Annotated in this window: 20 protein-coding genes; 8 read left to right on the forward strand and 12 right to left on the reverse strand. The window is 68.3% G+C overall.

The features are described 5' to 3' along the window. Positions 1 to 62: 62 nt before the first annotated feature. Both M1K48_RS07770 and M1K48_RS07775 read right to left on the reverse strand, forming a co-directional pair. The gene (locus M1K48_RS07770; protein ID WP_249454109.1) at positions 63 to 1,484 is read right to left on the reverse strand and encodes an aldehyde dehydrogenase; all 1,422 of its coding nucleotides are present in this window, start codon (positions 1,482 to 1,484) and stop codon (positions 63 to 65) included. 54 nt (positions 1,485 to 1,538) lie between these two features. Beyond that, positions 1,539 to 2,888, reverse strand: coding sequence for an MmgE/PrpD family protein (locus M1K48_RS07775; RefSeq protein WP_249454111.1), 1,350 nt, complete (start codon positions 2,886 to 2,888; stop codon positions 1,539 to 1,541). Between the two features lie 64 nt (positions 2,889 to 2,952). Between M1K48_RS07775 and M1K48_RS07780 the strand changes: the two genes are divergently transcribed. Continuing rightward, the gene (locus tag M1K48_RS07780; protein WP_249454113.1) at positions 2,953 to 4,212 is read left to right on the forward strand and encodes an alpha/beta hydrolase family protein; all 1,260 of its coding nucleotides are present in this window, start codon (positions 2,953 to 2,955) and stop codon (positions 4,210 to 4,212) included. Here the strand turns inward: M1K48_RS07780 and M1K48_RS07785 are convergent. Next, positions 4,209 to 5,201, reverse strand: coding sequence for a LacI family DNA-binding transcriptional regulator (locus M1K48_RS07785; RefSeq protein WP_249454115.1), 993 nt, complete (start codon positions 5,199 to 5,201; stop codon positions 4,209 to 4,211). The two genes, M1K48_RS07780 and M1K48_RS07785, sit on opposite strands and share 4 nt — an antisense overlap. A 76-nt stretch (positions 5,202 to 5,277) precedes the next feature. Here M1K48_RS07785 and M1K48_RS07790 point away from each other — a divergent pair, with 76 nt between their 5' ends. From M1K48_RS07790 to M1K48_RS07810, 5 genes are read left to right on the forward strand one after another with little or no spacing between them, the layout of a single operon-like run. Then, a complete protein-coding gene (locus M1K48_RS07790; RefSeq protein ID WP_249454117.1) occupies positions 5,278 to 6,456 on the forward strand; it encodes a cytochrome P450 in 1,179 nt (392 codons plus the stop codon). Continuing rightward, on the forward strand, positions 6,453 to 7,574 hold the full coding sequence (locus tag M1K48_RS07795; protein WP_249454119.1) for a CapA family protein: 1,122 nt from the start codon (positions 6,453 to 6,455) through the stop codon (positions 7,572 to 7,574). Before M1K48_RS07790 ends, M1K48_RS07795 begins: the two co-directional genes overlap by 4 nt. Further along, the gene (locus M1K48_RS07800) at positions 7,571 to 8,599 is read left to right on the forward strand and encodes a hypothetical protein (RefSeq protein ID WP_249454121.1); all 1,029 of its coding nucleotides are present in this window, start codon (positions 7,571 to 7,573) and stop codon (positions 8,597 to 8,599) included. The genes M1K48_RS07795 and M1K48_RS07800 overlap by 4 nt, the downstream gene beginning before the upstream one ends. Before the next feature lie 58 nt (positions 8,600 to 8,657). Beyond that, positions 8,658 to 11,396, forward strand: a complete 2,739-nt coding sequence (locus tag M1K48_RS07805; protein WP_249454123.1) for a TonB-dependent receptor domain-containing protein — start codon at positions 8,658 to 8,660, stop codon at positions 11,394 to 11,396. Beyond that, positions 11,396 to 12,910, forward strand: a complete 1,515-nt coding sequence (locus tag M1K48_RS07810) for a tannase/feruloyl esterase family alpha/beta hydrolase (protein ID WP_249454124.1) — start codon at positions 11,396 to 11,398, stop codon at positions 12,908 to 12,910. Before M1K48_RS07805 ends, M1K48_RS07810 begins: the two co-directional genes overlap by 1 nt. Here the strand turns inward: M1K48_RS07810 and M1K48_RS07815 are convergent. From M1K48_RS07815 to M1K48_RS07825, 3 genes are read right to left on the reverse strand one after another with little or no spacing between them, the layout of a single operon-like run. Next, positions 12,891 to 13,658, reverse strand: a complete 768-nt coding sequence (locus M1K48_RS07815; protein WP_249454126.1) for an OmpA family protein — start codon at positions 13,656 to 13,658, stop codon at positions 12,891 to 12,893. The genes M1K48_RS07810 and M1K48_RS07815 overlap by 20 nt on opposite strands. After that, positions 13,655 to 15,157, reverse strand: a complete 1,503-nt coding sequence (locus tag M1K48_RS07820; protein ID WP_249454128.1) for a hypothetical protein — start codon at positions 15,155 to 15,157, stop codon at positions 13,655 to 13,657. The genes M1K48_RS07815 and M1K48_RS07820 overlap by 4 nt, the downstream gene beginning before the upstream one ends. Continuing rightward, positions 15,157 to 16,425: an MFS transporter gene (locus M1K48_RS07825; RefSeq protein ID WP_249454130.1), complete on the reverse strand. Its 1,269-nt coding sequence runs from the start codon at positions 16,423 to 16,425 to the stop codon at positions 15,157 to 15,159. Before M1K48_RS07825 ends, M1K48_RS07820 begins: the two co-directional genes overlap by 1 nt. An 86-nt stretch (positions 16,426 to 16,511) precedes the next feature. Here M1K48_RS07825 and M1K48_RS07830 point away from each other — a divergent pair, with 86 nt between their 5' ends. Beyond that, entirely contained in the window at positions 16,512 to 17,687 is a 1,176-nt protein-coding gene (locus tag M1K48_RS07830; RefSeq protein WP_249454132.1) for a cytochrome P450, read from the forward strand. A gap of 52 nt (positions 17,688 to 17,739) precedes the next feature. Here M1K48_RS07830 and M1K48_RS07835 read toward each other — a convergent pair whose 3' ends face one another. Both M1K48_RS07835 and M1K48_RS07840 read right to left on the reverse strand, forming a co-directional pair. Further along, entirely contained in the window at positions 17,740 to 20,088 is a 2,349-nt protein-coding gene (locus M1K48_RS07835; RefSeq protein WP_249454134.1) for a TonB-dependent receptor, read from the reverse strand. A 107-nt stretch (positions 20,089 to 20,195) separates the two neighbouring features. Then, the gene (locus M1K48_RS07840; RefSeq protein ID WP_249454136.1) at positions 20,196 to 21,518 is read right to left on the reverse strand and encodes an MFS transporter; all 1,323 of its coding nucleotides are present in this window, start codon (positions 21,516 to 21,518) and stop codon (positions 20,196 to 20,198) included. 145 nt (positions 21,519 to 21,663) lie between these two features. Here M1K48_RS07840 and M1K48_RS07845 point away from each other — a divergent pair, with 145 nt between their 5' ends. Continuing rightward, complete coding sequence (locus M1K48_RS07845) at positions 21,664 to 22,776, forward strand: 5-methyltetrahydropteroyltriglutamate--homocysteine S-methyltransferase (protein ID WP_249454138.1); 1,113 nt, start codon at positions 21,664 to 21,666, stop codon at positions 22,774 to 22,776. Here M1K48_RS07845 and M1K48_RS07850 read toward each other — a convergent pair. From M1K48_RS07850 to M1K48_RS07865, 4 genes are read right to left on the reverse strand one after another with little or no spacing between them, the layout of a single operon-like run. After that, the gene (locus M1K48_RS07850; RefSeq protein ID WP_249454140.1) at positions 22,755 to 23,918 is read right to left on the reverse strand and encodes an MFS transporter; all 1,164 of its coding nucleotides are present in this window, start codon (positions 23,916 to 23,918) and stop codon (positions 22,755 to 22,757) included. The two genes, M1K48_RS07845 and M1K48_RS07850, sit on opposite strands and share 22 nt — an antisense overlap. After that, a complete protein-coding gene (locus M1K48_RS07855) occupies positions 23,915 to 24,802 on the reverse strand; it encodes an amidohydrolase family protein (RefSeq protein ID WP_249454142.1) in 888 nt (295 codons plus the stop codon). The genes M1K48_RS07850 and M1K48_RS07855 overlap by 4 nt, the downstream gene beginning before the upstream one ends. Further along, entirely contained in the window at positions 24,799 to 25,854 is a 1,056-nt protein-coding gene (locus M1K48_RS07860; protein ID WP_249454143.1) for a 4-oxalomesaconate tautomerase, read from the reverse strand. The genes M1K48_RS07855 and M1K48_RS07860 overlap by 4 nt, the downstream gene beginning before the upstream one ends. Further along, positions 25,847 to 26,518: a 4-carboxy-4-hydroxy-2-oxoadipate aldolase/oxaloacetate decarboxylase gene (locus tag M1K48_RS07865; protein WP_249454145.1), complete on the reverse strand. Its 672-nt coding sequence runs from the start codon at positions 26,516 to 26,518 to the stop codon at positions 25,847 to 25,849. The genes M1K48_RS07860 and M1K48_RS07865 overlap by 8 nt, the downstream gene beginning before the upstream one ends. Positions 26,519 to 26,584 lie beyond the last annotated feature (66 nt).

Raw genomic sequence — 26,584 nt, forward strand, 5'->3', positions numbered from 1 at the left:
GATATTGCTGGGGAGAGGAAGGCCCACCCCCGCCCCCTCCCGCAGGCGGGAGGGGAGAAAAGTCAGATCGGATAATGGCCGGGCTGGGTCTCGATCGTGATCCAGCGCAGCTCTGTGAAGGCGTCGATCCCGGCCTTGCCGCCGAAGCGGCCGTAGCCCGAGGCCTTGACCCCGCCGAACGGCATCTGCGCCTCGTCGTGCACGGTTGGCCCGTTGATGTGGCAGATGCCCGACTTGATCTGCCGCGCGACCTTGAGGCCGCGGGCGGTGTCGCGGGTGAAGACGCTTGCTGACAGTCCATATTCGGTGTCGTTGGCAAGCTCGATCGCATGCGCCTCGTCGCGGGCGCGGATGATCCCGACCACCGGTCCGAAGCTTTCGTGGCGGAACAGCTTCATTTCGGACGTGACCTTGTCGACCACATGCGCAGGCATCAGCACGCCATTAGAGTCGCCGCCGGTGACCTGCACCGCGCCCTCGGCAACCGCGTCCGCGACCAGCGAAGTGCACCAATCGACCGCCTTGCGATCGACCACCGCGCCCAATGGGGTCTTGCCCTCGCGCGGATCGCCCACCGCCATGGTCTTCACCTTGGCGCCAAACTTCTCGACGAACGCTTCGGCGACGCTGTCGACCACGATGATCCGCTCGGTCGACATGCAGATCTGGCCCTGGTTCATGAACGCCCCGAACGCCGCCGCCTTGACCGCCTCGTCAAGGTCGGCGTCCTCGAGGACGATCAGCGGCGCCTTGCCGCCAAGCTCGAGCAGCACCGGCTTCAGATGCTCCGCCGCGCGCTTGGCGATGATCTTGCCGACCCCCGTCGAGCCGGTGAAGTTGATCCGGCGGACCTCGGGATGATCGATCAGCGCGCCGACGATCTCGGCCGCATCTTCAGGCGCATTGGTGACGATCGACACCGCGCCGGCCGGCAGCGCTTCATTGAAGGCTTCGGCGATCAGGCTGTGGGTGCGCGGGCATTGCTCGCTGGCCTTGAACACCACCGTGTTGCCGCACGCCAGCGGCACAGCGACCGCGCGCACGCCGAGGATGATCGGCGCATTCCATGGCGCGATGCCGAGCATCACGCCGACCGGCTCGCGCAGCGCCATGGCGATGCAGCCGGGCTTGTCGGACGGGATGACTTCGCCGCCGATCTGGGTGGTCAACGCCGCAGCCTCGCGGACCATGCCGACCGCCAGCATCAGGTTGAAGCGCGCCCAGCCCTCGGTCGCGCCGATCTCGCCCATCATCGCGTCGACGAATTGGTCCGCCTTGCCGGCCAGCGCGTCGGCGGCGGCGTTGAGCTTGGCGCGGCGGGCATTGGGACCCAGCACCGACCATTCGGGAAAAGCCGCGGCGGCGGCATCCACGGCCGCATTGGCCTGCTCGACCCCGAACGCGGGAGCGGTGGTGGCGGTCTCGCCGGTGACCGGATTCAGGCGGGTAAAGCTGCGATCGCTCGCAAGCGCTGCGGTAGCCATAGTTCCTCCTCAAGAACTGTTATGCAATATACCTAAACATCATATTTCGGGCGGTCAATCGAACAATTCGGCAATCGGCGTGCTCAGTGAACCGTCGAGAATGGCCGAGCAGAAAGCCTGGGCACGAGTGGCCGACCAGGGCTCGGTCGCCAAGGCCGCACATCGGGCAAACTTGGCATCGAGGTCACTGTCGCTCAGCGGCCGACGCGGATCGCCCGCAGCGATGGCGATTTCCGCCGCTTCGGTCCGGCCGCCGGTAAGGTGAAAGGTCAAGGATCCCGCTGCTGCCTGCTCTCGTCCCCAAGCAGGATTACACCGTTCGCCGACCTTGTGCGCAAGCGCTCGAATCGCGGGGTCGGCGAGGCGCTCGGGGGTGAAGCTCAGCAGCGTCACTTCGCCGTGGAGCAGCGCGGTGGCGACGGTGAAGGGGATGCTGAACTTGGCGTCGCCGGCATGCTGGGGATCGTGGCGCATCAGCATCGCCTGGATCGGCCCGGTCTCCGCTTCGATCCGGTCGATGTCGGCCAAGGCGACCGTGCCGCGCAGCTGCAGCGCTGCCTCGATATAGGGGTGCGTCCCGCGGCAACTCGGCCAGGGTTTGAAGCTGACTTCCTCGCCATAGAAGCGCTCGCCCAGCCTCTCCAGCAGCGCTTCGCCCGAAGCTCCGCCGCCATAAACGGCGAAGAAGCCCGCACGGCCCTCCAGCGGCTCGGCGAATGCCCGGGCACCATTCGCGGCCAGCAATGCCGCATCAACCGCGCCGCGCGCGGCAAAGGCTTCGCGCACCCCGCGAATGGGCGAGCTCGCATCATATTTGATCTCGCCCGGAAACGCCCCTTGCACCATCGCCAACCCCATGGCGGCGCGGATCCCGTCGGCGTCCAGGCCCAGGAACCGCGCGCAGGCCGCGGCTCCGGCGATGAGGTTGACCAGCGGCGGAGGGTACCAGCCGCCCTCCTCGAATGGCCGGACCGGCGCCAGCGACAGCCGGCAGGCAAGATCGCCGCCCAGCGCCAGCGCTTCTAGCAACTCGCCCAAGGTCGCCGAAGGTCGCTCGGACGCGAGCGCCAGCAGCGCCGGGACCAGCGCGGCGTGGGGATGCGCCGGCCCCGCATCGAAGGTGTCACCATAGTCGAGCGCATGCGCCAGCGCGCCGTTGGCCAGCGCGGCGCGCGATACGCTGCTGGTCCGCAGCGATCCGATCAGGCGCGCGGGGCCGACTTCGCTCTCGGCCAATACTCGATAGGGGAGCACATCCTCGCTCAGGCCCGTGGCGCCCAGCATCACGCCATAGGCATCGAGAAGGGCACGGCGCGCGGCTTGGATAGCGGAGCGCGGAATCCGGTCGCCCGGCATTGCCATATGCGCCGCAATATCGTCCGAGATTGCTTTACCGGAAAACATTCTTGCAAGGGCTTTCATCAGCGCTACGAAAGAAGCAAGCGAAAAGCCGATGGAGGTCCGTAAGATGTTGTCCTGGCTGGCGCTCGCCGCCGTTTCTGCGCAGTCCGCGCCTGCATCGGCCGCTGCTCCCACCGCCGTCTACAGCCTCGACGAGCGCACCCGCTGGGCGGCCGCCATGCCCCCGCGCTGGAACGGCACTCTGCTGCTCTACAGCCGCGGCTACTCGCCCGCCCCCGGCAAGCCCGAACCCGGCTCCCCCGCACAGCGCCAGGCGCTGCTCGATGCCGGCTATGCGATCGCCGCCTCCGACTACGGCAGCGGCGGTTGGGCGGTCGAGCAGGCGGTGCCGGCGCAGCGCCGGACCATCGCCGCCTTCGCTGCACAATATGGCAAACCGCGCCGGGTGATCGCCTGGGGAAGCTCGATGGGCGGGCTCGTCACCACCGCGCTGGCCGAGCAGCCGGGCAGCGGAATCGACGGCGCGCTGGCGGTGTGCGCGTCGATCGGCGGTTCGCTCGGCATGATGAACATGGCCCTGAATGGCGCCTATGCCTTTCGCACTTTGGTCGCTCCGGACGCCGGAATCCAGCTGGTCCGAATCAAGGACGATCGCGCCAATGGCGGGCGGGTCGATGCCGCGCTGGCCGAAGCGGTGAAAACCCCCGCCGGACGTGCACGAGTCGCGCTCGCCGGCGTGCTCGCAGGTATCCCTTCATGGACCAGCCCCGACCGGCCGCGTCCCGCCGACGGCGACCATGACGTGCAGGCGGCCGAAATGGCCCGCTCGTTCGTGAGGGGCGTGTTCCTGCCGCGCAGCGACCAGGAGCAGCGCGCGGGCGGCGTTTTCTCGTGGAACGGCGGCGTCGACTATCGCCAGCAGCTTGCCGCCTCCGGCCGCCGTCCGCTGGTGGAGGCCCTGTACCGCCGGGTCGGGCTGGACCTCGACCGCGATCTCGCGGCCCTCAAGCGCGGCGAACGGGTCCGCGCCAATCCGGCCGCGGTCGCGTACATGCGCGCCCATTATGCGCCGAATGCGCGGCCGCTGGTGCCACTGGTCGCGCTACAGACGGTCGGCGACGGCCTGACCTCGCCCACCATGCAACGCGCTTATGCCGATGCGGCCGGCGCGGCGCGGGTGCGCAGCCTGTTTGTCGACAAGGCCGGCCACTGCACCGCGCCCCCGACCGCCATCCTTGCCGCCATCCGGATGGTCGAAGCGCGGGTCGCTACCGGCCGCTGGTCGGCGCCCGCGCCCGGCGTGTTCACGCCCTACCGCCCGACCCCGATGCTGCGCTCCTGCTTTCGCAACCGCCGCTGCAGCTAGGCGCTTTCGCGGGCGATCACCCGGAAGCCGACATCGATCATCGGCTCGATCGGCTCCCCCGCCGCGCGAGCCCGAAGCGCGCGTAGCACCTCGCGCGCGATCCGCGCGCCGTCGACGTCGACCGAGGTGATGGTTGGCCGCATGTCGCCGGCCATGCGCAGGTTTCCGAACCCGACCACCGCCAGCTGGTCGGGCACGCGGACCCCGGCGGCGGTCGCCTCGACGATCAGCCCCTGCGCGATCCAGTCCGAACCGCACACTACCACGTCGGGCTGCTCGGCCAGGTCAGCGAGCGCGCGAAAGGACAGCCGGCCCTGACCGAAATGGCTCGGCACATTGACCTCCATTCGAGTCGGCGTGGGGCCACCGTCGTGCACCCAGCGGGTAGTAAAGCCCGTCGCGCGCCGCTCCGCGCGGGTCGAGCGCGGCACCACCAGATGCGGGCGGCGATAGCCCCGGGCGCGCAGGAACCGCGCCAGCTCCTCCCCCACCGCGCGGTGCGAGAAGCCGACCGCAATATCGATCGGGTCCTCGGGCATCCCCCAGGTCTCGACAACCGTGATCCCGGCCGAGCGCAGGCGCTGGCGGGTTTCGGGCTCGGAGACAATCCCGGTCAGAATGATGGCGTCGACCCGCCGCGCCAGCGCCATGTTGATCTCGCGCGTCAGGCCGCGATTGTCGGCCCCGGTCAGCGCCAGCATCACGCTGTTGCCGTCGCTCGCCAGCTCCTCGATCATCGCTTCGACCGTGTCGTTGAAGATCGACTGCGCGATGTCGGGCACCAGCGCGGCGATGATCCGGCTGCGGCTGGTCGCCAGCGCTCCGGCCGCCAGGTTCTGGACATAGCCGGTCGCCTCGATCGCCTCACGGATGCGGACGCCCGTCGCCGCCGCGACCACCGACGGGTTGTTGAGGAAGCGCGACACGGTCGCGGCCGACACGCCGGCCATGGCGGCGACATCGTCGAGACGGGGGTTGCGGTTCGCCATGGCGACGTTCTGGCGCAAAACCGGGCCCGCTGCAAAAGTGCTTGCAAGCGCTTTCATTGAACGATAGCCATTTGTTATGTCGAATGACTTTGACCCGCTTGTCGCCGAGACTTTCGATAGCCCGCATGTCGATTATGCGCGGCTGCGCCAGCACTGCCCGGTGGCCCATAGCGAGGCGTGGGGCGGGTTCTGGGCGCTGACCAAGCACGACGATGTCGCCGCCGCCGCCGCCGATTGGCGGACCTTCACCACCTCGAAGCAGAATGTCGTCCCCAAGGTCGCATTCACCGGCCGCCGCCCTCCGCTCCACCTCGATCCGCCCGAGCATACGCCCTACCGCCGCGCGCTCGCGCCGCTGCTGGGCGAAAAGCAGGCCGCGCGGCTGGAGCCCGTGATCCGCGAAACCAGTCGCCGCCTGCTCGCCGCCATGATGACACGCGGTGGCGGCGACATCGTGGCCGACTTCTCGGCACCGATGCCGATCGCCACCTTCGCCCACTGGATGAACCTTGCCCCGGACGCGGTCGAACAGCTGACCGAGGCCGGGCGCCGCTACAATATTGCGGTCCAGTCGAACGACGTGGAGGCGACCAAGGAGACTAGCCTCTATCTCTACGACATGGCGCGCGGCGTGATCGCCGACCGCCGGGCCAACCCGATGCCACCCGAAGAGGATGCGACCAGTGCGCTCCTCGCCGCGCGGGTCGATGGCGAGCCGCTGCCGGACGAGATGATCGTCGGCACCATCCGCCAGGTGCTGGTGGTCGGCATCATCGCCCCCAGCGTGATGATCGGGTCGATCGCCGTCCACCTCGGCCGCGACCGTTCGTTGCAATCGCAGCTTCGCGCCGATCCCTCGCTGGTGCCCGCCGCGGTCGAGGAATTTCTGCGCCTCTACACACCCTATCGCGGCTTCGCGCGCACGCCGCTGCACGACGTCACCATTCGCGGTCGGACCATCCCCAAGGACGCGCCGATTGCGCTGATCTACGCCTCCGCCAACCGCGACGCTGACGTCTTCCCCGATCCCGACGAATTCCGCATCGACCGCCCCAACATCCGCGACTCGATCGCCTTTGGTCGCGGCCCCCACATGTGCGTCGGCGCGCCGCTCGCAAGGCTCGAGGTGACGGTCGCGCTCGAGGAACTGCTCGCGGCCGCGCCCGGCTTCGCGCTCGACGGCGAGCCACGCCAGACCCGCTTTCCCGAGATCGGCGCCCTGTCGGTCCCGGTGCGCTTCGAGCGCGCGGCGTGACCCACGTCCTGCTCGCCGCCGGCGACCTCGCCCCCGATCGCGACGATTATGATGAAAGCTATGTCGCCACTCGCAGCGTGCTGAAGGCCGCCGACGTCACCTTCGGCCAGCTCGAGACCAGCTTCGCCACTAAAGGCGCGCGCCTGCCCCAGGCCCGGCACGCAGTGCTCGCCCGCCCCGACGGCGCCGCCGCCCTCGCCCGCGGCGGGTTCGACGTCATCTCGATGGCCGGCAACCACGTCCTCGACTGGGGCAACGACGCCTTTTTCGAGACCAGGGACAACCTCCAGGCGGCCGGGCTGCAGGTCGTCGGCGCCGGCGCCGACATCGCCGAAGCGCGCCGCCCGGTCCGGATCACGCTGGGCGACGGCACCCGCATCGCCATCCTCGCTTATTCGAGCATCTTGCCGCACTCCTATTGGGCGGACGAGCGCCGCCCCGGCTGCGCGCCGATGCGGGCCCACACTTTGTACGAGCAGATCGAGCACGACCAGCCGGGCACCCCCGCGCGGGTCCACAGCTTCCCCCACCGCGAGGACCTTGCCGCCTTGGAAGCCGACATCCGCGCCGCCAAGGCCGAGGCCGACCTGGTCTTCGTGTCGCTCCACTGGGGCATCCACTTCGTCCGCGCGGTGATCGCCGACTATCAGCGTGACGTCGCCCGGGCGGCGGTGGCGGCGGGGGCCGACGCCATCCTCGGCGGTCACGCCCACATCCTCAAGGGCTGCGAGCTGATCGACGGCACGCCGGTCTTCTATTCGCTGTGCAACTTTGCGACCGACCTCAGGATGGACCCGGTCCACGCCGCGTCCAAGAGCTTCAACGAGATCCGAGTCCTCGCCGAGGAGTGGGAGCCCGACTTCGACAGCCTGTACAATTTCCCGGCGGCCTCGCGCCTGTCGATGGTCGCCCGGTTTGAGATCGAAGGGGGCAAGATCGTCCGCAGCGGCTTCCTCCCGCTGACCATCGGCACCGACGCCGTCCCCCGCTTCGCCCAGCCGGGCAGCGCCGAACACCACGAGGTCGTCGCCTACATGGACGCCATCACCCGCGAGGCGGGGCTCAACGCCCGCTATCGCACCGGCCAAGACATGGTCGAGCTGGAGCAGGCCGCATGACCGGCCGCGCCCTTCCGCTCGAGGCCTACGTCTTCCTCTACCTCTGCGCCTACCTGCCCAACGTCATCGTGACCAAGCTGGTGACCAGCCAGCCCCATCCCGGCCTCGGCCGCCCGCTGACCGGGCTGGAAACGCTGCCCGCCTCGCTGATCATCAGCACGGTCATCACCTATCTCTTCATCTGGCTCTCTGGCTGGCACAAGGACGCACACGGCGTGATGCTGCTCGGCCGGCGGATCCCGGTTCCGACCAAATATACCCTGTGGTCGGGCCTGGGCACCGCGCTGGTGCTGTTCACCGTGCCCCTGTCCTTCACCTTCCAGGGCGTCAGCATCCCCTTCATCCAGCTGCTGATGCGCGGCGACATCCTGATCATCGCGCCGCTGGTCGACCTCGCCTTTGGTCGCAAGGTGCGATGGTGGAGCTGGATCGCCCTATTCATGGTGTTGGTGGCGCTGATCATCACCATCGGCGACCGCGGCGGCTTCAATCTGCCGCCGCTCGCGATCCTGACGGTGGTGCTCTATACGGTCGGCTACTTCGTCCGCCTCGCGGTCATGACCAAGGTCTCGAAGACCGGCGACCCCGCCTCCGTCCGGCAATATTTCGTCGAGGAAAAGGTGTTCGCCCTGCCGCTGTCGGTGGCGATCCTCGCCGCCATCTCGGCTTCGGGCTTCGGCAGCCAGTCGGGCGCGCTCAGTTGGGGCTTCGTCGAGGTCTGGACCGACCCCGTCATCCTGCCGTTGCTGGCGATCGGCGTCACGCTGACCATCATCTCGGTATTCGCGATCATCATCCTGCTCGACCCGCGGGAGAACGCCTATTGCGTGCCGCTGGAGCGCGCCGCGAGCCTGATCGCGGGCATCGGCGGATCGCTGATCCTCGCCTGGGTGTGGGGCCTGCCCCACCCGCGGCCGGCCGAGCTGGTCGGCGCCGCCATTCTGATTGCTGCCATCGTCCTCTTGTCGCTCGCACCGCGCTTTGCCGAATCCAAGGCACGCGCGGCCCGGGCGGAGGCGAACTGAAACACGTCCCGGGGCCGGTCGCGATCCGCCGGCCCCGGGACATTCGAGGAGGGAAAAGATGATCGAACAAATCAACGGGGGGCGCTTGCCCCGACTGCTCGGTCACGCTGCGCTCGGCGCGATGGCCATGTCCCTGCTGGCGGTGCCGGCCTCGGCCCAGACCGCCGAGCCGGTGGTCACCCCCGCCGGCCCGGACGAGCCGCCGACCACCCCGGGAGGCGAGCCCACCACGCCGGCCGCCGACGGGTCGGGCGACACCACCATCACCGTCACCGGCAGCCGCATCCGCGGCATCGCCCCGGTCGGTTCGGCGGTCATCGCGCTCGACGCGCAGAAGATCCAGGATGAGCCGGTGATTTCCACCAACGACGTCCTGCGCCGCGTGCCGCAGGTCGTCTCGCTCGGCGCCAACCGCGCGGGTGGAAGCGCGCAGAACGGCGCCGCCAACGCCACCCGCGGCGCGGGCATCAACCTGCGCGGTCTGTCGACCAACGCGACCCTGCTGCTCTATGATGGCCGCCGCTTCCCGCCGCAGGGAACGCAGGGGCAATTCACCGATCCCTCGGTCATCCCGTCGATCGCGCTGGCCCGGGTCGAGGTCGTCGCCGACGGCTCGTCCGCCATCTACGGTTCGGACGCGGTCGCGGGCGTAGTCAACCTCATCCTGCGCCGCAATTTCTCGGGCCTCGAAGCGCGCGCCCGCTACGGCCTGACCGACGGCGACTATCGCGAAAAGCAGATCGCTCTGCTCGGCGGCCAGCGCTGGAACGGCGGCTACGTCACCCTCGCCGGCGAATACTCCCAGAACAATGCCCTGCTCGGAAGCGAGCTCGACTTCTTCCAGAACGACAATCGCCCGCGCGGCGGACGTGACCTGAGGGTCGCCAATTGCGCGCCGGGCACCATCACCAGCGGCGGCGTGGCCTATGCCATTCCGGCCGGCGGCGTCACCGCGGCCAACGCCAGCGCTCTGACCCTCGGCACCAACCGCTGCTTCTACGACCCCGCGCTGGCGGTCATCCCCAACCAGAAGCGCTACAGCGTCGTCGGCAATGCCAGCCACGACTTCGGCGGCTTCCGCCTGTTCGTTGACGGCTTCTGGTCGCGGCGCAACGGCACCCTGCCGCTGCTCGCCAACGTCAATGCCACGGTGCCGAGCACCAACCCCTTCTATGTCGCTCCTCCCGGTTCCACCCCCGGGCTGTGCGCCGCCAGCGTCGGGGTGCCCGCCGGCACCCGCTGCGTGACCGTTGCCACCTCGCTGTTCCCCAGCATCGGCACCATTTCGCGGCCCTATCACGCCAAGAGCTGGAACGGCTCGGCCGGGATCGAGTTCAAGCCGTTCGGCGACTTCCGCGCGGTCGGTTATTTCGCGCTCGGCCGTGCCGAGGAAGTGGACGATCGCCGCCGCAACGGGGTCAATGCCGGGGCGCTCCAGGCGGCCCTCAACAGCACCGATCCGGCGACCGCGTTCAACGTCTTCGGCGGGCCCAACAACCCGGCTACCATCGCCAATATCACCGACAACCTCTTCGTCATCACCGGCCGCACCCGCCTCAGCGTCTTCAACGCGCAGCTTGACGGCTCGCTGTTCGAGATCCCCGGCGGCAGGGTTCGCATTGCGGTGGGTGCCGAGCATCGCAACGAATATACCTTCACCGAATTGCTGAGCGGACGTTCGGCCTCGCCGATGCGGGTCGCCGATGCCGGCAGCCGCGACGTCGACGCGGTGTTCGGTGAATTGTTCGTGCCGGTCGTCGGCGCGGGCAACGCCATGCCAGGGATCGAGCGGCTGAACCTCAGCCTCGCGCTGCGGCACGAGAATTACAGCGACTTCGGGAGCACCACCAATCCCAAGATCGGGCTGACCTACCAGCCGTTCGGTGGCGTGGTCCTGAAGGGGACCTACGGCACCTCCTTCCGTGCGCCGACCTTCACCGAAGTGTCAACGGTCGCGGGCGGTGCGGGCCTCTACTTCGACACGCTGCCCGGCCCCAACGGCAACCTGCAGGGCATCGGCATCGCCGGCGGCAATCCGGGCCTCAAGCCCGAGACCGCCAAGACCTGGTCCGCCGGTGTCGAGCTTTCCCCGCGCGCACTGCGCGGGTTCGTCGCGACCCTCAACTATTTCCACATCGATTATACCGACCAGATCCAGGCCCTGCGCGGGACCCCGGGCCTGCTGACCAACCCGCTCTACAGCCAGTTTGTGCAGTTCAATCCGACCGCGGCGCAGGTCGCGGCGCTGGTTGGGTCGGGCCTGCCGATCAACAGCGCGATCAACCAGAGCCTGGTGACCTTCATCGCCGACGGCCGGCGCCAGAACCTCGGCACCACGAAGCTGCGCGGCGTCGACTTCACCGCCACTTACAAGTGGAAGCTGGGCGCGGCCGAATTCGATGCGGGCGTTCAAGGCACCTATGTCACCGATTATCTGTTCGAAGCGGTGCCGGGTTCCGGTCTGGTAGACGTGCGCAACACCATCGGCTTCAACCAGAAGTTCCGCAGCCAGGCCGACATTGGCGCACGGCTCGGCGGGGCGCGCGGCCGTGTGACCTGGAACCACCTCAACGGATATTACAACACCACGGTCACGCCGCGGCAGCGGATCAGCGCCTACAACACGATCGACCTGCTGCTCGGGTACGACATCAACGAGCGGATCGGCCTGACCTTCGACGTCCGCAACCTGCTGAACGAGGACCCGCCGTTCGTCGACACCACCGGCGGCTACGATCCGCAGGCTTCCAACCCCGTTCCGCGCCTTTACGCGCTGACCGCGAACGTGAAGTTCTGATGAGCCTGTTGCTGCTCCTCGCGTCGGCGGGTGCCTGCCCGGCGCTGGCCGGCGCGCGGGACGGCAATGTGGTGATCACCTCGGCGCAGCGGGTGGTGCCGGCGCCGACGTGGAAGGTGGACGACGCCCGAAGCCAGCCGGTGACCGTCCCCTTCTGCCGCGTGCAGGGCCGGATCGAAGGCAATATCGGCTTCGAGGCGTGGCTGCCCGACAAGTGGAACGGGCGGATGCTCGGCGCCGGAGTCGGCGGCGACGCGGGCGTGTTCAACTTCGGCGACATGAGCCGGCGGATTGGCGAAGGCTTTGCCACCGTCACCACCGACAACGGACACAAGGTGAGCGAGGCGCGGTGGATGGCGAATGCCAAGGCGCGGGTCGATTACGAACACCGCGCGGTCCACCTCACCGCGGTCGCGGCCAAGGGGCTGATCGCCGACCTCTACGGCAAAGCGCCCGACCGCAGCTACTTCACCGGCTGCTCGGGCGGTGGTCGCCAGGCGCTCAAGGAAATGCAGAATTATCCCGGCGACTATGATGGCGTGCTGGCCGGCGCGCCAGGGCCCTACATGCCGCTGCAATCGGTGCGGATGATGTACTTCTCGCTGCTTCAGAAGCAGCAACCGCACGCCGCCTTGAGCGATGCCGACTGGAGCCTTTACGAGGCCCGCGCGACCGCCGCCTGCGACGCCGGCGACGGGGTGGCCGACGGGATCATCGGCACCCCGATGAGCTGCCGCTTCCGCACCGCCTCGCTACTGTGCAAGCCGGGGCAAACCCAAGACTGCCTCACCGCTCCAAAGCTCGCGATGCTCGACACCATCATCGCGCCGATGAAAGACGAGCGTGGCCTGGCGATGGACAGCGGGCTGCTGCCCGGTGTCCGCACCCGTCCCGGCCCGCCCTCGCCTCTGCTGCGCGCGATGTGGGCCGATGGCGTTTACAACGACCCTAAGTGGGACGAGAATCGCTTCCAACGCTCCGCCGACCTCGCGGCGGCCAATCGCATCATGCCCGAACTGCGCACCGACAAGGTCGCCATCGCCCCCTTCCTCAAGCGTGGCGGCAAGGCGATCCTCTATCAGGGCTGGGCCGACCCCTCGACCAACGCCGGTCCGACCATCGACTATGTCGCCGCGGCCGCTCGCAAGCAGGGCGGGATGACGCGCCTTAGCCAGGGCCTGCGGCTGTTCATGGTGCCCGGCATGTACCATTGCTCGCGCGGGCCCGGCGCCGACCAGTTCGGCGGCTCGGGCCAGCAGCCTTGGCCGGGCGATCCGCAGCGCGACGCCCTGTGGGCACTGATCCATTGGGTCGAGAAGGGCCGCGCCCCCGAAACGCTTGTCGCGACCAAGCTGGAGGGCACGGCGGCCCGCTTCACCCGCACCCTGTGCCCCTATCCGCTCGCCGCACGCTATCGCGGCAAGGGCAACACCAATGCGGCCGCATCCTACGTCTGCGCGCCCGATCCGGTGCTGACCCGCTCGCTGTCGAGGCCTACTCTGGTCGGATCCTGATATCGACGCGGCGATCGACCGGTGAGTTCAGCCCGTCGAAGGCGGCGGCGACAAATGGGCCGGGCAGGCGCTCGACGATCCGCACCCGTTGCGCCGGGATGCCGCGCAGGATCAGCGCCTTGCGCACCACCTCGGCCCTGCTGCGGGCCAACGCGGCATCTTCGGCCAGCCGGACTCCGGACACCATTGCCGGCCTTGTCTGCGCGGTCCCGGCGATCTCGATCACCGCCGGCTGCACGTCGAGCGCGTAGTTGATCGTCGCGTCGAGATAATAGTCGCTGATCTGGTAGCTGATGAAGCTGCTGCGATAGTCGAACGGGATGGTGAACCGGCCCTCGACGAACGGCTTCTGCTGCTGCTTGCGCGCCTGGTAGAGCGGGCGGACGTTGCGCTCGGGCAAGGCGAAGCGGCGGCCCTTGTAGCCCTCGGCCGGCAGCAGGTGGCGGGTGCAGGCCCCTTCCAGCACCGACACCCGCACCGGCTCGAGCACCCGGCCGCCGCAATGATCGGTCGCATCCGCCGACAATTTGCCTTCGACCAGAATCGCATGGTTCCAGTCGGGCTTGGTCGGCGCCGCAGTCACGTCGTAGCGCACGCCCGTCGCCGGGTCGGAGGTCAGCCAGCAGCCCGACTTCCGCCCATTGTCGGTGTCGCGATAAACCGGGCAGGCGACGAAGCGCAGCGGTTTCACGCTATCCTCGACCGCCGGCGCGAACGCGAGCAGCGACAGGAATGCACCCCTGATCACAGTGCCCGCATCAGGTTCACCAGATCTTGCTTCTCCTGCTCGGAATAGCCGATGGTGTAACGCCGCTCGTAATAATCGATCACGCCGCGCAGGTCGCGCGCACTGCCGTTGGAGAAATAGGGCGCCCGCGCAGACAGCCCGCGCATCGTCTGCAGCGTGATCCGCCCAACGTCGGCGCAGCGCCCGGTCGTCAGCGCATAGCCGGGATCGCTGGTCAGGATCGTCCGCCCATAATGCGGATGCGGCTTGCCGAGGCAGGTGACCCGGAACAGCGGCAGGTGCGGCGCCGGATCGGCGAACGGCTGGTTGGTGGTGCCAAGGTCGACCTGCCCCGGCGCGACGTCCATCCCCATGTACGACATGTTGTGGCAGAAGACGCAGCTGTTGCGGACCGGATTACCGAACCCGATCGGCGAGTTGATGCCGGCGGTATCGCTGATCAAGAAGGTCTTCTCGCGGAATACCCGGGCCCCGCGCGCGACGGACTCGCGGAACTTGCGGACCTCCGGCGACCACTTCGCCTTGGTCGCTTCGGGCACTTTCTCCCATGCCTCGAACTCGCTCCACACCGGCGCGCCGCCGTCGCTGCCGAGCCGGCCGGGCTGTGACACCTGAAGCGTGCGCGGGCCGCCGATCGCGCCGTCCGCATCGACCGCGCCACCCGTCCGGTCCTGCTGCTGCGCGACATACAGCCGCCGCTCGAAATCGAGGATGCGGGCAATGTCCTGCGCGTCCATCTGCTTCAGGAAACCAAGGTGGGCGCTCGCCGCGTCGCGCATCTGCGCCGCCAGGGTCGGCACCCGCCCGTCGGCCATCAGATTGCCGCTGACCGGCTTGCCCGTTTCCGGATCGACCTGCAGCGGCATCCCCGCCTTGGGATCATAAGCGAAGCCCATCGCCTCGATATATTTGAAGTTGGCGACCGGGCGCGGGCGGCGGAACACCGACAGCATCGGCGTGGCCGAGGTAAGGCCGTAGCGCGGGTCGGTGTTGCAGGTCGACGGATCGCGCACGACGTCGATCCTGAAGTCGGGCTTGATCGGCTTGCCGCCAAGGTCGCGCGGGGGCCAGTGGCGGGCGATGCGGATCAGCCCATGGTCGATCAGCAGCGAGTGCGAGGCGCGCTCGGCCTGCGGCAAGCTCGGGCAATTCGACCCGTCGCTCGCCGCGAACAGCGGATCCCTGGCGCCGTTGCGGTCCCACTGGCGACGGGCGGACTCGGCCGACAGGCTCATCGCATCGGCCGGCTGGTGGCAGGTCACGCAGGCGCGTCCGTTGGGGCCGCTGGCGGTGAAGAAGGGGTGGCCTTCGGTCTTCAGCGGCCCGCCGTCGAGCAGCAGCCGCAACGTGCCGTTCTCGTTCTGATAATCGAGCGTGGCGGGAAAGATGCGTCCTTCGCCTGGGTTCCACCAGCGATCAGGCTCCTGCCGGATCTGGGCTACGCCGACAGCGCCGACGAACACGGTCGCAGCGGCGGCAAGCAAACCCCTGGCAAGCATTATACTGCCTCCCGCGCGCGTGCTTGGCGGCGCAGCGGCAGGACCAGCAAGGCACCGGCAATGGTGATGGCCGACAAGGCGTATACCGGAACCGCGACGCTGCCGGTGGTCGCCACGCTCCACCCGATCAGCACGGGCATTACCGTGCTGCTGAGATTGCCGCACAGGTTGATCGCGGCGATCGCTCCGGGATTGCGGGCGCCGACGTAGCGGGTGGGGATGGCCCAGAACACCGACTGCGCCCCGCCGAGGCCGAACCCGGCGACGATCAGCGCCAGCAGCGCCAGCGGGCCGTTCGACAGGATCGCTGCCGCCGTCAGCATCGCCGCGGCTGCCACCACCATCGGCCAGCCGAGGTGGCCGTAACGCTCGCCAGTGCGGTCGGAATGGCGGGCGTTGACGACCATGCCGGTGCCGATCGCGATCCACGGCAGTGCGCTCAGCACGCCGACCTGCAACGGATCGGCGACACCGACCGATTTGATCGCGATCGGCAGCCAGAAGATGATCGCGTTGGCGCCGGTGATGAGAACGAACCACACCCCCGCCGCCAGCCACAGGATCGGATCGCGCAGCGCCTCGGACAGGCTGGCATTGGTGCGCGCGGTACTGACCCTGTCGGCGGCGATCGCCTCGTCGATGGCGCGGCGCTCGTCCGGGCTCAGCCAGCGCGCATCGGCCGGGCGGTCGACGAACAGGAATAGGGCGGCGATGCCGGCCAGCACGGTGATCCCGCCCTCCACCGCGAACATCAAACGCCATGAGGCGAGGCCGCCGATCTCCAGCTTCATCAGCGCACCGCACAAAGGCCCGCCGATGATCACCGAAATTGGGATGGCTAGTAACGTCCCGGCGATAGCGCGCGCCCGGTAGCGTTGCGGCAACCACTGACTGACATACCATACGACGCCCGGCGCGAACCCGCTTTCGAAGACACCGAGTAGGAAGCGGAGGACGTAGAAATGCGTCGGCGTCTGCAGCGCGGCCATCGCGGTCGCGACCAGGCCCCAGCCGATCACGCTGCCGGCGATCCACCGCCGCGGACCGATCCGCTTGAGCACTTCCGCGCTGGGCAGCTGGCACAGCAGGTAGCCGACGAAGAAGATGCCGACGCCAAAGCCATAGGCCTTGGGATCGAGGCCGATGTCCTCGTTCATGTGGAGCGCCGCGAAGCTGACGTTGACGCGGTCGAGCGAGCTGAGGATGATGCCGACGGTGAGCGGCGCCACCACCCGCGCCATCACCTTCCTGTACAGGCCAAGGTCCACGTCGTTCCTCCAGCCCAAATGCTATGCACCAGAGCATTTTTGTGTCAACGCCATTCGAGTGGAATATCAAGGCGAAGGCACGCGACATGGCTGACTATGACCCGCTCGCCCCGGAGAGTTTCGACACCCCGCACGAGGTGTTCGCCGACCTCCGCGCGCGTTGCCCGGTAGCCCGAAGCGATGCATTCGGCGGGTTCTGGATCGCCACCCGCCACGCCGACGTGAAGCATATCCTCGACCATCCCGAGCAATTCACCACCACCGTTCGCAATGTGGTGCCCGGCGCCTCGGCCACTGGGCGCCGCCCTCCGCTCCACCTCGACCCGCCCGAGCATACGCCGTACCGCCGAGCGATCGACCGCGCGCTCGGCGCCAAGCGGCTGGCCGCGATCGAGGCGCGGATCGAAGTGCACGTCGCAAGCCTGCTCGACGCCTACATCGAGGCGGGCGGCGGGGACTTCGTCGAAGGGTTCGGGAGTCCCCTCCCCGCGCTGATCTTCGCCGAGTGGTTCCAGCTCGACGCCGCGCAGCGCGAACTGTTGTGGCGCACCGCCAAGGCGTTCGTGAAGGCGTGGGAAGACTTCGATGTCGCCACCGTGTCGAAGACCAGCGAAGTGCTGTACGGGCTGGCGCGCGACCTGATCGCGGCGCGCAAGGCGCATCCGCTCGACCCCGACATCGATCCGGTCAGCAGCCTGCTGATCGCGACCGATGCAGCGGGAGAGCCCCTGCCCGAGGAGATGCTGGTCGGCTGCGTTCGGCAGATCCTGATCGTCGGCCTAGTCGCGCCGCCGGTGTTCCTCGGCAGCGTCGCGGTGCACCTCGCCCGGCACCCCGAGCTTGGACACGAACTGCGCAGCGATCCGGGCAAGCTGGAAATGGCGGTCGAGGAGTTCCTCCGCCTCTACACTCCCTATCGCGGGTTTGCGCGGACCAGCCGGGTGCCCACTACCCTCGGCGGCCGCGACATCGAAATCGGTGAGCCGATCGCGCTCGCCTACGCCTCGGCCAACCGCGACGAAGCGGTGTTCGACGATCCCCACGCCTTCCGGATCGATCGCGACAACGTGCGCGAGCACCTCGCCTTCGGGCGCGGCCCGCACCGATGCGCGGGCATGGCGATGGCCCGCACCGAATTCCGGATCGCGCTCCGCCAATTGCTCGAGCGGACCCGCAGCATCGCGCTCGACGGCGAGGTCAAAATGAGTGGGATGCCCGAGGTCGGCCCGGTCTACGTTCCGCTGAAGGTGGTCGCGGCCTGATCGACGAGAGTGCTGGCGCGGCGGGAGAAAGGGTGCCGCGCCAGACCCCCGCTCAGATCCGGAAGCGGGCCGTCGCGTAGATTTCACGCGGGGCCGCCGGGATCGCGACATACTCGCCGGTCGGTGCCAGCGTTCCCTTGTAGTAATTGTACCGCTTGTTGGTGAGGTTGGTGCCCTCGACCGACAGCTCCAGCCCCTCGATGAAGGTCGGCTCGAACGCCACCCGCGCGCCCAACAAGGTATATTTGTCCTGGAACGAGGTGGGGTCGGCGGCGGTCAAGAACTGCGATCCCTTGTGCGACAAATCGCCGCGCAGGGTGAGGTCGCCCGCACCGGTCCGCACCCGGTAGGAGGCGCCGGCATTGACCGACCAGTTGGGAATCTGCGGCACCCGGTCGCCCAGCCTGAACCCGCTCGACAGGGCGGAGGCCGACAGGGTGTCCAACTTGGCGTCGACATGGCCGACCCCGAGGTTGAGGTCGAGCCCGGCCAGCGGCCGCGCGACCAGTTCCGCTTCGAACCCCTTGATGTTCGACCCGCCGGCATTGCGGGTGGTGCGGATGTTGGCGTTGGTGATCGGATCGACCGACTGCACCGTCAGCTGGATGTTGCGGTACTTGGAATAAAAGCCGGCAATGTTGAAGGTCAGCCGGTTGTCGAACCAGCTGGTCTTCGCGCCCGCTTCGTAACTGGTCAGCTTCTCGGGCTCGTAGCGCGGCGTCGGGGTCGACGCGACGGTCGAGGCGCCGAAGCCACCTGATTTGAAGCCCTTCGAATAGCTGGTGTAGAACAGCAGGTCGCGGTTTGGCTTGAACTCTAGCGCGAGACGCGGGGTGAAGCTGTTCCACTTCGCGCTGGCGGTCGAGAACGGCACCACGATCTGACCGTTCTGCGGCCGCCGGACCGAGGTCGAATAGTCCTTCTTGTCGCGATTGATCCGCGCGCCGACGGTGACACCCAATTGGTCGGTCAGCTTCAGCGTGTTCTGCGTGAACAGGGCGTAGCTGGTCGCCTCCAGCCCAAAGGTGGTGAAGGTGTTGCCGGCATCGGCTGCAATCGGCACTTGGCCGGCGGCGATCAGCGCTTCGTAGATGCCCTCGAACGAGCGGGTGAAGACGCTGCTGTCGCCCTTCTCGCGGAAGGCATAAGCACCGACCAGGAAGTTCAGGCGATCGCCCAGCGCGGTGCCGCCAAGCTGGAATTCCTGGCTGTACTGGTTCTGCTTCAGCGCGGTGCGCGACTGTTGCAAAACGTAAGGCACCTGGTCGCCGTCGACCTCGATCAGCGCGTCGATCGCGCGCCACGCACTGATCGAGCGGAAGGTGACCGTGTCCGACAGGCGCACGTTGATCACGCCCGACACGCCGCCGATGTCACTGTCGTCCTGCTGCGGCTGAAGCGCATAGACCCGGTAGGGGTCGGGCGATTCCCACCGTGCGTCGTAGATCGACCCCGCCGGAAGGCCGAGCTGCCCGTTCACGAACGGCGCGGCGATCTGGTTGAAGCGCGCGATCTTGGCCACCGTGGGGCCGGTCGGCACGAAGTCGATCAGATAACCCGACGGCGGCTTCTGGCGCTGACGGGTGTAATCGCCGGCGACCTTGACGTCGATCGCATCGTTGACCCGCGCCTTGATTGCGCCGCGCAGGATCACCCGGCCCTCGCTGGCATAGCGCTGGTTGTCGAGCAGGCGGCGGCCATAGCCGGCGCTGTCGAGCCGCGAGACCGAGAGCTTGATCCCCAGCCGGTCCTCGATGATCGGCGTGTTGAGGAGGCCAGTCAGGTCGAACCGGCCGTAGGATCCCGCGCGCGCCTTCACCAGGCCGCTGAAATCGCCGGTCAGCCGCGGCTCCGTGGTGATGACGTTGATCGCGCCGCCGATCGTGTTGCGGCCGTAGAGCGTGCCCTGCGGGCCCTTCAGCACCTCGACCCGCTCGACATCCTCGAGGCTGAGCAGACCGCCGACGCTGCGCGCGATGTACACGTCGTCGACATAGACGCCGATGCCGGGGTCGGTCGGGAACTGGAAATCGCCGGTGCCGACGCCGCGGATGTAGCCGGCAAAGGCCGATCCACCGCCGGCCGGGCGGTTGGTCGGGTGAAGCTCGAGGTTGGGCGCGAAGTTGCTGACATCGCCAAGGTTGTCGATCCCGCGCGCTTCCAGCGCGACGTTGGACAAGGCGGTGACCGACACCGGCGCGTCCTGCAGCCGCTGAGTACGGCGCTGCGCGGTGACGACGATATCCTCGACACCCGTTTCCGCGACCCGCGCTTCGGTGGTTTCCTGCGTCGTTTCGGTGCTCGACGGCACCGGACCAGCTTGGGCCGCAGCCGGCGCGGCCAACAGCAGCGCGAGCGGCGACACCGTCGCACTCAGGACGACGAGCCGGAAGCTCCCCATGGCTTTCTCTCCTCCAATGCCACCGGGCAACACTGACCCGCCAACCGGCAATGGCTATGAAGCAAAGCTATTCTTGTCAACAATCCGGCCTGATGAAAGTTGGATGATCAGACCGGTTGTGCGGCAGCCGTGGCTTTCTGACGCAGGAACAGCAGTGCCGCCGCCGCGATCAGCGACCCCGCGCTCATCAGGATGGCGACGGTTTGCAACCCCTGCCCGGCCGCGAACAGCAGCCCGGCCAGCGCCGGCGCCAGCGCCGATCCGCCACGACCGATGCCGATCACGAATCCGGTCGCCGTCGCCCGCACCGCGGTCGGGAAACTCTGGGCGATCAGCGCGTAAAGCCCGACCACCCCGGCATTGGTGGCAAAGCCCGCGCAGGCCGCGACCAGCGACAGCCCAGCGAGATCGCTCTGCCCGCCGCCGAACAGGATCACCAGCGCGGTCGACAGCAGCATGGCGGCGATGGTCAGTGCCAGCAGCCGGACCTTGCCGGTTAGCAGCCCAAGGATCAGCGATCCGGTTGCCCCGCCGACGCTTGCCCACACCAGCACACCGGCCGCCTGGGGCGGCGGGAAGCCCATGTCGACCACGATCTTCGGAATCCACTTGAGGATGAAATAGAAGGTCATGATGTGGCTCAGGTAGGCCAGGGTCAGGACGATCGTCGGCCGGATCAGCCCGGGCGAGAAGAGGTTGACGACCGGTGCCCGTGAGCGGACCTCGCCGCCGTCGGGCTCGACCAGGGCTTCGACCGGGGCATGCCCCATCCGCCGCAGCGTGTGATTGATCCGTTCCAGCGTGTCGGGCCGGCGGCGGGTCATCTGGAACGCCACCGATTCCGGCGCACGCCACAGGACCAAGGGGATGAACAGCACGCTGCAGATCGCGCCGAACACGAACACCGCGCGCCAGTCGTAATGCGCCAGCAGGACCGCCGAGATCGAGCCGCCGATGATGGTCCCGACCGGATAGCCGGCCGCCATCAGCACCACCGCCAGCGAACGATGCTTCTCATTGGCCGCTTCCGCCACCGCCGCATTGGTCGCCGCCAGCATCCCGCCGATGCCAAGCCCGGTCAGCACCCGCCACAGCGACAAGGTGACGACGTCGTGCGAGGTCGCCGCGCCCAGCATGCCGACCGTCATCAGGCCAAGGCAGCCAAGGATGGTGGTCCGCCGCCCGAGCTTGTCGGCCATACCGCCCAGCAGCAGCGAGCCGATCGCCATGCCGATCAACTCCATCGACAGCACGAAGCCGAGCGCGGCGCGATCGATGCCCCAGTCCGCCGCAATGCCGGGCGAGGCGAAGCTGATCGACAGCACGTCGAACCCGTCCAGCGCGTTCAGGCCGACCATGATCGCGACGATGCCCCACTGGGCCCGGGTCATTGGCTCCCGGTTGATGATGACGCGCGGATCCTGACTCATGGCGTGGCCCAACCCCTCCCAAGGCTTTGTTATAAGCCGCAACATAGCCACCATTTCGCGCCGTCTACAATGGCTTGCGCAAAGCCGCCGATCCGCCCTACCCAGCGGGTCGTTTGCTTAACCTACGAATTGCCTCGGAGATCTGATGACCAAGCCGCCGTTCCGTGCCGATCATGTCGGCAGCTTCCTCCGTCCGGCCACGCTGATCGAGGCGCGTGCGGCGCATCGTGCCGGCACGGTCGACGCCGCCGAACTTCGCAGCGTCGAGGACGAGGCGATCCGCGGCGTGGTCGCTTTCCAGGAGGGGCTCGGCCTCCAGTCGATCACCGACGGGGAATTCCGGCGGACCTATTTTCACACCGACTTCCTGCTCCAGCTCGACGGCGTCGACGAGGCCGGGGGCACGCAGGTCAAGTTCCACCAGCATGGCGGCAAGGAACTCGCCTACGCCCCGCCGGTGATGAAGATCACCGGGCCGATCCGGCACGTGACCGACATCCAGCGCGCGGATTACGAATTCCTCGCTTCCTGCACCGACCGAACGCCCAAGGTGACGATCCCCTCGCCCACCATGCTGCACTTCCGCGGTGGGCGTGAGGCAATCGACGCGGCGGCCTATCCCGACCTCGAGCATTTCTACACCGACCTCGCCGCTGCCTATCGCGCCGAGATCGCCAGCCTGGCCGACGCCGGCTGCCGCTACCTCCAGCTCGACGACACCAACCTCGCCTATCTGTGTGACGACACCCAGCGCGAGAATGCCCGCAAGCGCGGCATGGACCCCGACGAGCTGCCGCGGCTCTACGCCCGCCTGATCAATGAAAGCATCCGCGACCGGCCCGAGGACATGGTGGTCGGAGTCCACCTCTGCCGCGGCAACTATCGCTCATCGTGGGCGGCCGAGGGTGGCTACGAGCCGGTCGCCGAAGTGCTGTTCAACGAGCTGGAGATCGACAGCTACTTCCTCGAATATGACGATCCCCGCTCGGGCGACTTTGCGCCGCTGCGCTTCCTCCCCAAGGGCAAGACCGTGGTGCTCGGCCTGGTCACGACTAAGCTCGGCGAGCTTGAGGAGCCGGACGATATCCGCCGCCGGATCGACGAGGCCGCGCAGTTCGCGCCGCTCGATCAGCTGGCGCTGTCGCCCCAATGCGGCTTCTCCTCGACTGTCCACGGCAACGACATCGAGATCGAGCAGCAGGCGGCCAAGATGCGGCTGGTAATCGACGTCGCGCGTCAGGTGTGGGGCGAGGCCTGACGCCCCCACTGGCGGACGAGGACCGAGGCGAACATCAGCCCGCCGATGATCGCGATCTCGGCGGGGGGTGACGGCGCCATCCGGACGGCAAGGGTCGAGAGCAACGCCGCGCCGCCCATCTGCAGCGTTCCGAAGAGGCTGGCGACACTGGCCGCCTCGCCACGCTGCCGCTCGATCGCCTCGGCGAGCAGGGCGGGACCGCTGAGCCCGCTGCCGAGCGCGACAAGGCTCATCGCGGCAAGCAGGCCGAAGATGGCGTGCGGCGCGGCGGCGACCAGGCCGAGTGCTGCCGCGCCCGCCACCATGACCGCCGATCCCATCGGCCACAGCGCGCCGGGCCGTCGCCGCACGATCGGCGGCACCAGCAAGGTCCCGAGAATGATCGCACTCGCGACGACCGAATAGAACAGCCCGGACCACGCCGGGGTAGCTCCCGCGGCGGCGAGGACGAAGGGTGACACGGCGAGGAACAGGTAGAAGCCCGCGCTCGCCAGCATGTTGGCAAGTGCCAGCGGCCAGAACCGGCCGCGCGTCGCCACCGCGCCATAGCGGCGGAGGATGGCGAGCGGGTGGATCGCGCGGGGCGGCTCGGCCAGCGTTTCGGGCAGGAATCGCCAGGCCAGCAGCAGCCCGGCCACCCCCAGTCCCGCCAACAGCCAGAACAGCATCCGCCAGTCGGCAAGCGACACCACCACACCGCCGATCACCGGCGCGAGCGCGGGCGAGACAAGGGTGACGCTGGTCAGCACGGCCAACGGCGCGGCGGCAGTCCCAGCCTTGCCGCCATCGGTCGCCATCGCCCGCGCGGTCACCAGCGAGGAAGAAGCGCCGACCGCTTGGAGCACCCTGCCCGCGAGCAGGATGGCGAGGCTTGGCGCTGCCACGCAGACCAGGGTGCCGGCGATGAAGATCATCAGCCCAAGGAGGATCACAGGGCGCCGCCCGACGCGGTCGGCGACCGGCGCCCAGCCGAGCTGTCCCGCGGCGAGGACGCCGAGATAGGCGGCGATCAGCAATTGCCCGTCTGCGCTGCTCGCGGCCAGGCTGGCGGTCACCTGCGGAAGCGCCGGGACCAGCATCTGGATGGCGAGCGACCCCAGCGCCGCGATGGCGCCGAGGAGGACGAGCCGTGGGGCCTTCAAGCCTCGTCGGGCCAGTAGAGCCGCATCGGATTGTCGACGAGCAGCTTGCGCTGAAGCGCTTCGGTTGGCGCGATGTCGGGGATCACATCGACCAGCGTGCCATCGTCGGGCAGCACGCTTTCCATATTGGGATGCGGCCAGTCGGTGCCCCACAGCACGCGGTCGGGATAGGCTTCGACCAGCGGCCGAACCGAGCGAACGAAGTCGGCATAAGGCGGGCCGGCCGGGTCGAGCCGGTCGGGACAGGTCACCTTGGTCCAGATGTCGTCGCGGCTGTCGAGCAACGAGCGGAAAGCGCGCATGTCCGCGCCGTCGGGGCCCTGTGCCACGTCGGGGCGGCCCATGTGGTCGATCACCACCGGCACGGGGATCGCGGCGAGGAACGGCCGCATCTCGTCGAGGATATCGGCCTCGAAATAGACCACGACGTGCCAGCCGAGCCTGTCGATGCGGTGCGCCACCTCCAGAAACTTGTCCTTGGGCGCATTGTCGACCAGCCGCTTGAGAAAATTGAACCGCACCCCGCGGATGCCGCCTGCGTGCAGCGCGTCGAGCTCCGCGTCGCCGATCGCCGGATCGACCACCGCCACGCCCCGCGCGGTGCCTTCAGACACCGCGATCGCATGCAGCGTGGCGCGATTGTCGGTGCCGTGGCAGCTTGCCTGGACGATCACGTTACGGCTGAAGCCCAGCTTCTCGCGCAGCGCGAACAACGCGTCGGGGCCCGCGTCCTGCGGCAGATATTTGGCGGCCGGGCTGAACGGAAACTCGGCCTGAGGTCCGAACACATGGCAATGCGCATCGACCGCGCCCGGCGGCGGCACGAAACGCGGGCGCGACGGCTCCAGCGTCCAGCTGCGGATCCGGCCCTCGTCGTCCTTCACGCGAACACCTCCCCGTCCATCAGCTTGCGCGCGGTGCGCAGCATGCCGGCGCTGACTGGCTGGCCCCCTTCGTCGAGCGAGACCACGCATTCGGTCACCCCGGTCGGGTGCTCTACCCCCAGCGTCAGCTCGCGACCTTGCCCGACCTTGGCGACCCTGGCCGCCGGCGAGCCCTCGATCAGGCAGGCGGTGGCAACGCTGACCGCGCCAAGTACGCCGATCGAGGCATGGACCCGGTGCGGGATGAGCGAGCGGACCGCGATCGCACCGCCCTCCTTTGGCGCGGCGACCAGCATCATCTTGGGCACCGACTTTTCGGCCACGTCGCCGAGGTTCATCAGCGGCCCGGCCTTGAGCCGGATTGCCTCGACCTTGGCCTTCATCGCCTCATTGGCATCGAGCGTGTCGCGGTCCTCGTAGCCCGTGATCCCGACGTCGGATGCGGCGATCACCACGCAGGGCATGCCGTTGTCGATCATCGTCACTTCTATGTCGTCGATCTCGTCCACCGCATTGCCGGTCGGCAGCAGCGCGCCGCACGACGAGCCGGCGGTGTCGCGAAAGGCGAGCGGGATCGGCGCCGCGGTGCCCGGCACCCCGCTGATCGCCGCCTCACCGGCATAGGTCACCGCGCCGCCCGGCGTCTGCACCGTGGCCACCGCGACCTGCCCGGTATTCTTCATGAAGATGGCGACCTCGGTCCGGGCGTCGGCCGCCGCGACCAGCCCGCGTTCGATCGCGAACGGGCCGACCCCAGCGAGCATATTGCCGCAATTCTGCGAATCGCTGACGATCGGCTGATCGACGAACACCTGCAGGAACAGATAGTCGACATCGACGCCGTCGCGCTCGGAGCGGCTGACCACCGCCACCTTGCTCGCCAGCGGATCGGCCCCGCCCATCCCGTCGATCTGCCGCGGGTCGGGCGATCCCATCATCCGCAGCAGGAAGGCATCGCGCGTCGCCGGGTCGGCCGGCAGGTCGTCGCGCAGGAAAAAGGCACCCTTGGACGACCCCCCGCGCATCCACATGCACCGCACGCCGTCAGACATATTTCAGACCCATCGGCTCGAGCTTGCCCCGCATGTCGTAGATGTCGAGCCCGAGCTCGCCCGCCGCGAGCCGCTTGCGCTTGTCTTCCTCCGCCGCCTCGCGTGCCTGCGCTTTCTTCAGCACCTCGGCGGCATCGGCGCGCCTGACCACGCACACCCCGTCGTCGTCGGCGACGATCACGTCCCCGGCCTCGATCGCCGCCCCGGCGCAGACGATCGGCACGTTGACCGAGCCCAGCGTGGCCTTGACCGTCCCCTGCGCGAACACCGCGCGCGACCACACCGGAAAGCCCATCTGCGTCAGGTCGCGGACGTCGCGCACACCGGCGTCGATCACGAGTCCACGGCACCCTCGGGCCATCGCGCTGGTGGCGAGCAGGTCGCCGAAATAGCCGTCGACGCACGGCGAGGTCGGCGCGAGCACCAATATGTCGCCCTCGCCCAATTGCTCGATTGCGACATGCAGCATCCAATTGTCGCCCGGCGGCGCGGAGATCGTCACCGCGCTGCCGGCGATCCGCGCACCGGGATAGATCGGCCGCAGCTGGTGGCCGAGCAGCCCGATCCGTCCCTGCGCTTCATGCACCGTGGCGACGCCGGCGGCGCCCAGCCCGTCGATAACGTCAGCGGCTGCCCGCTCGATGTTCTGGACGACGACTGCCATGCACTGCTCCTCTATATGGTCCCCGGCCTCCCGGAGGCGGGCGGACTTTGCCAATCGAAGTTGCAT

Origin of the sequence: Sphingomonas glaciei (assembly GCF_023380025.1) — a bacterium.
Lineage (GTDB): Bacteria > Pseudomonadota > Alphaproteobacteria > Sphingomonadales > Sphingomonadaceae > Sphingomicrobium > Sphingomicrobium glaciei.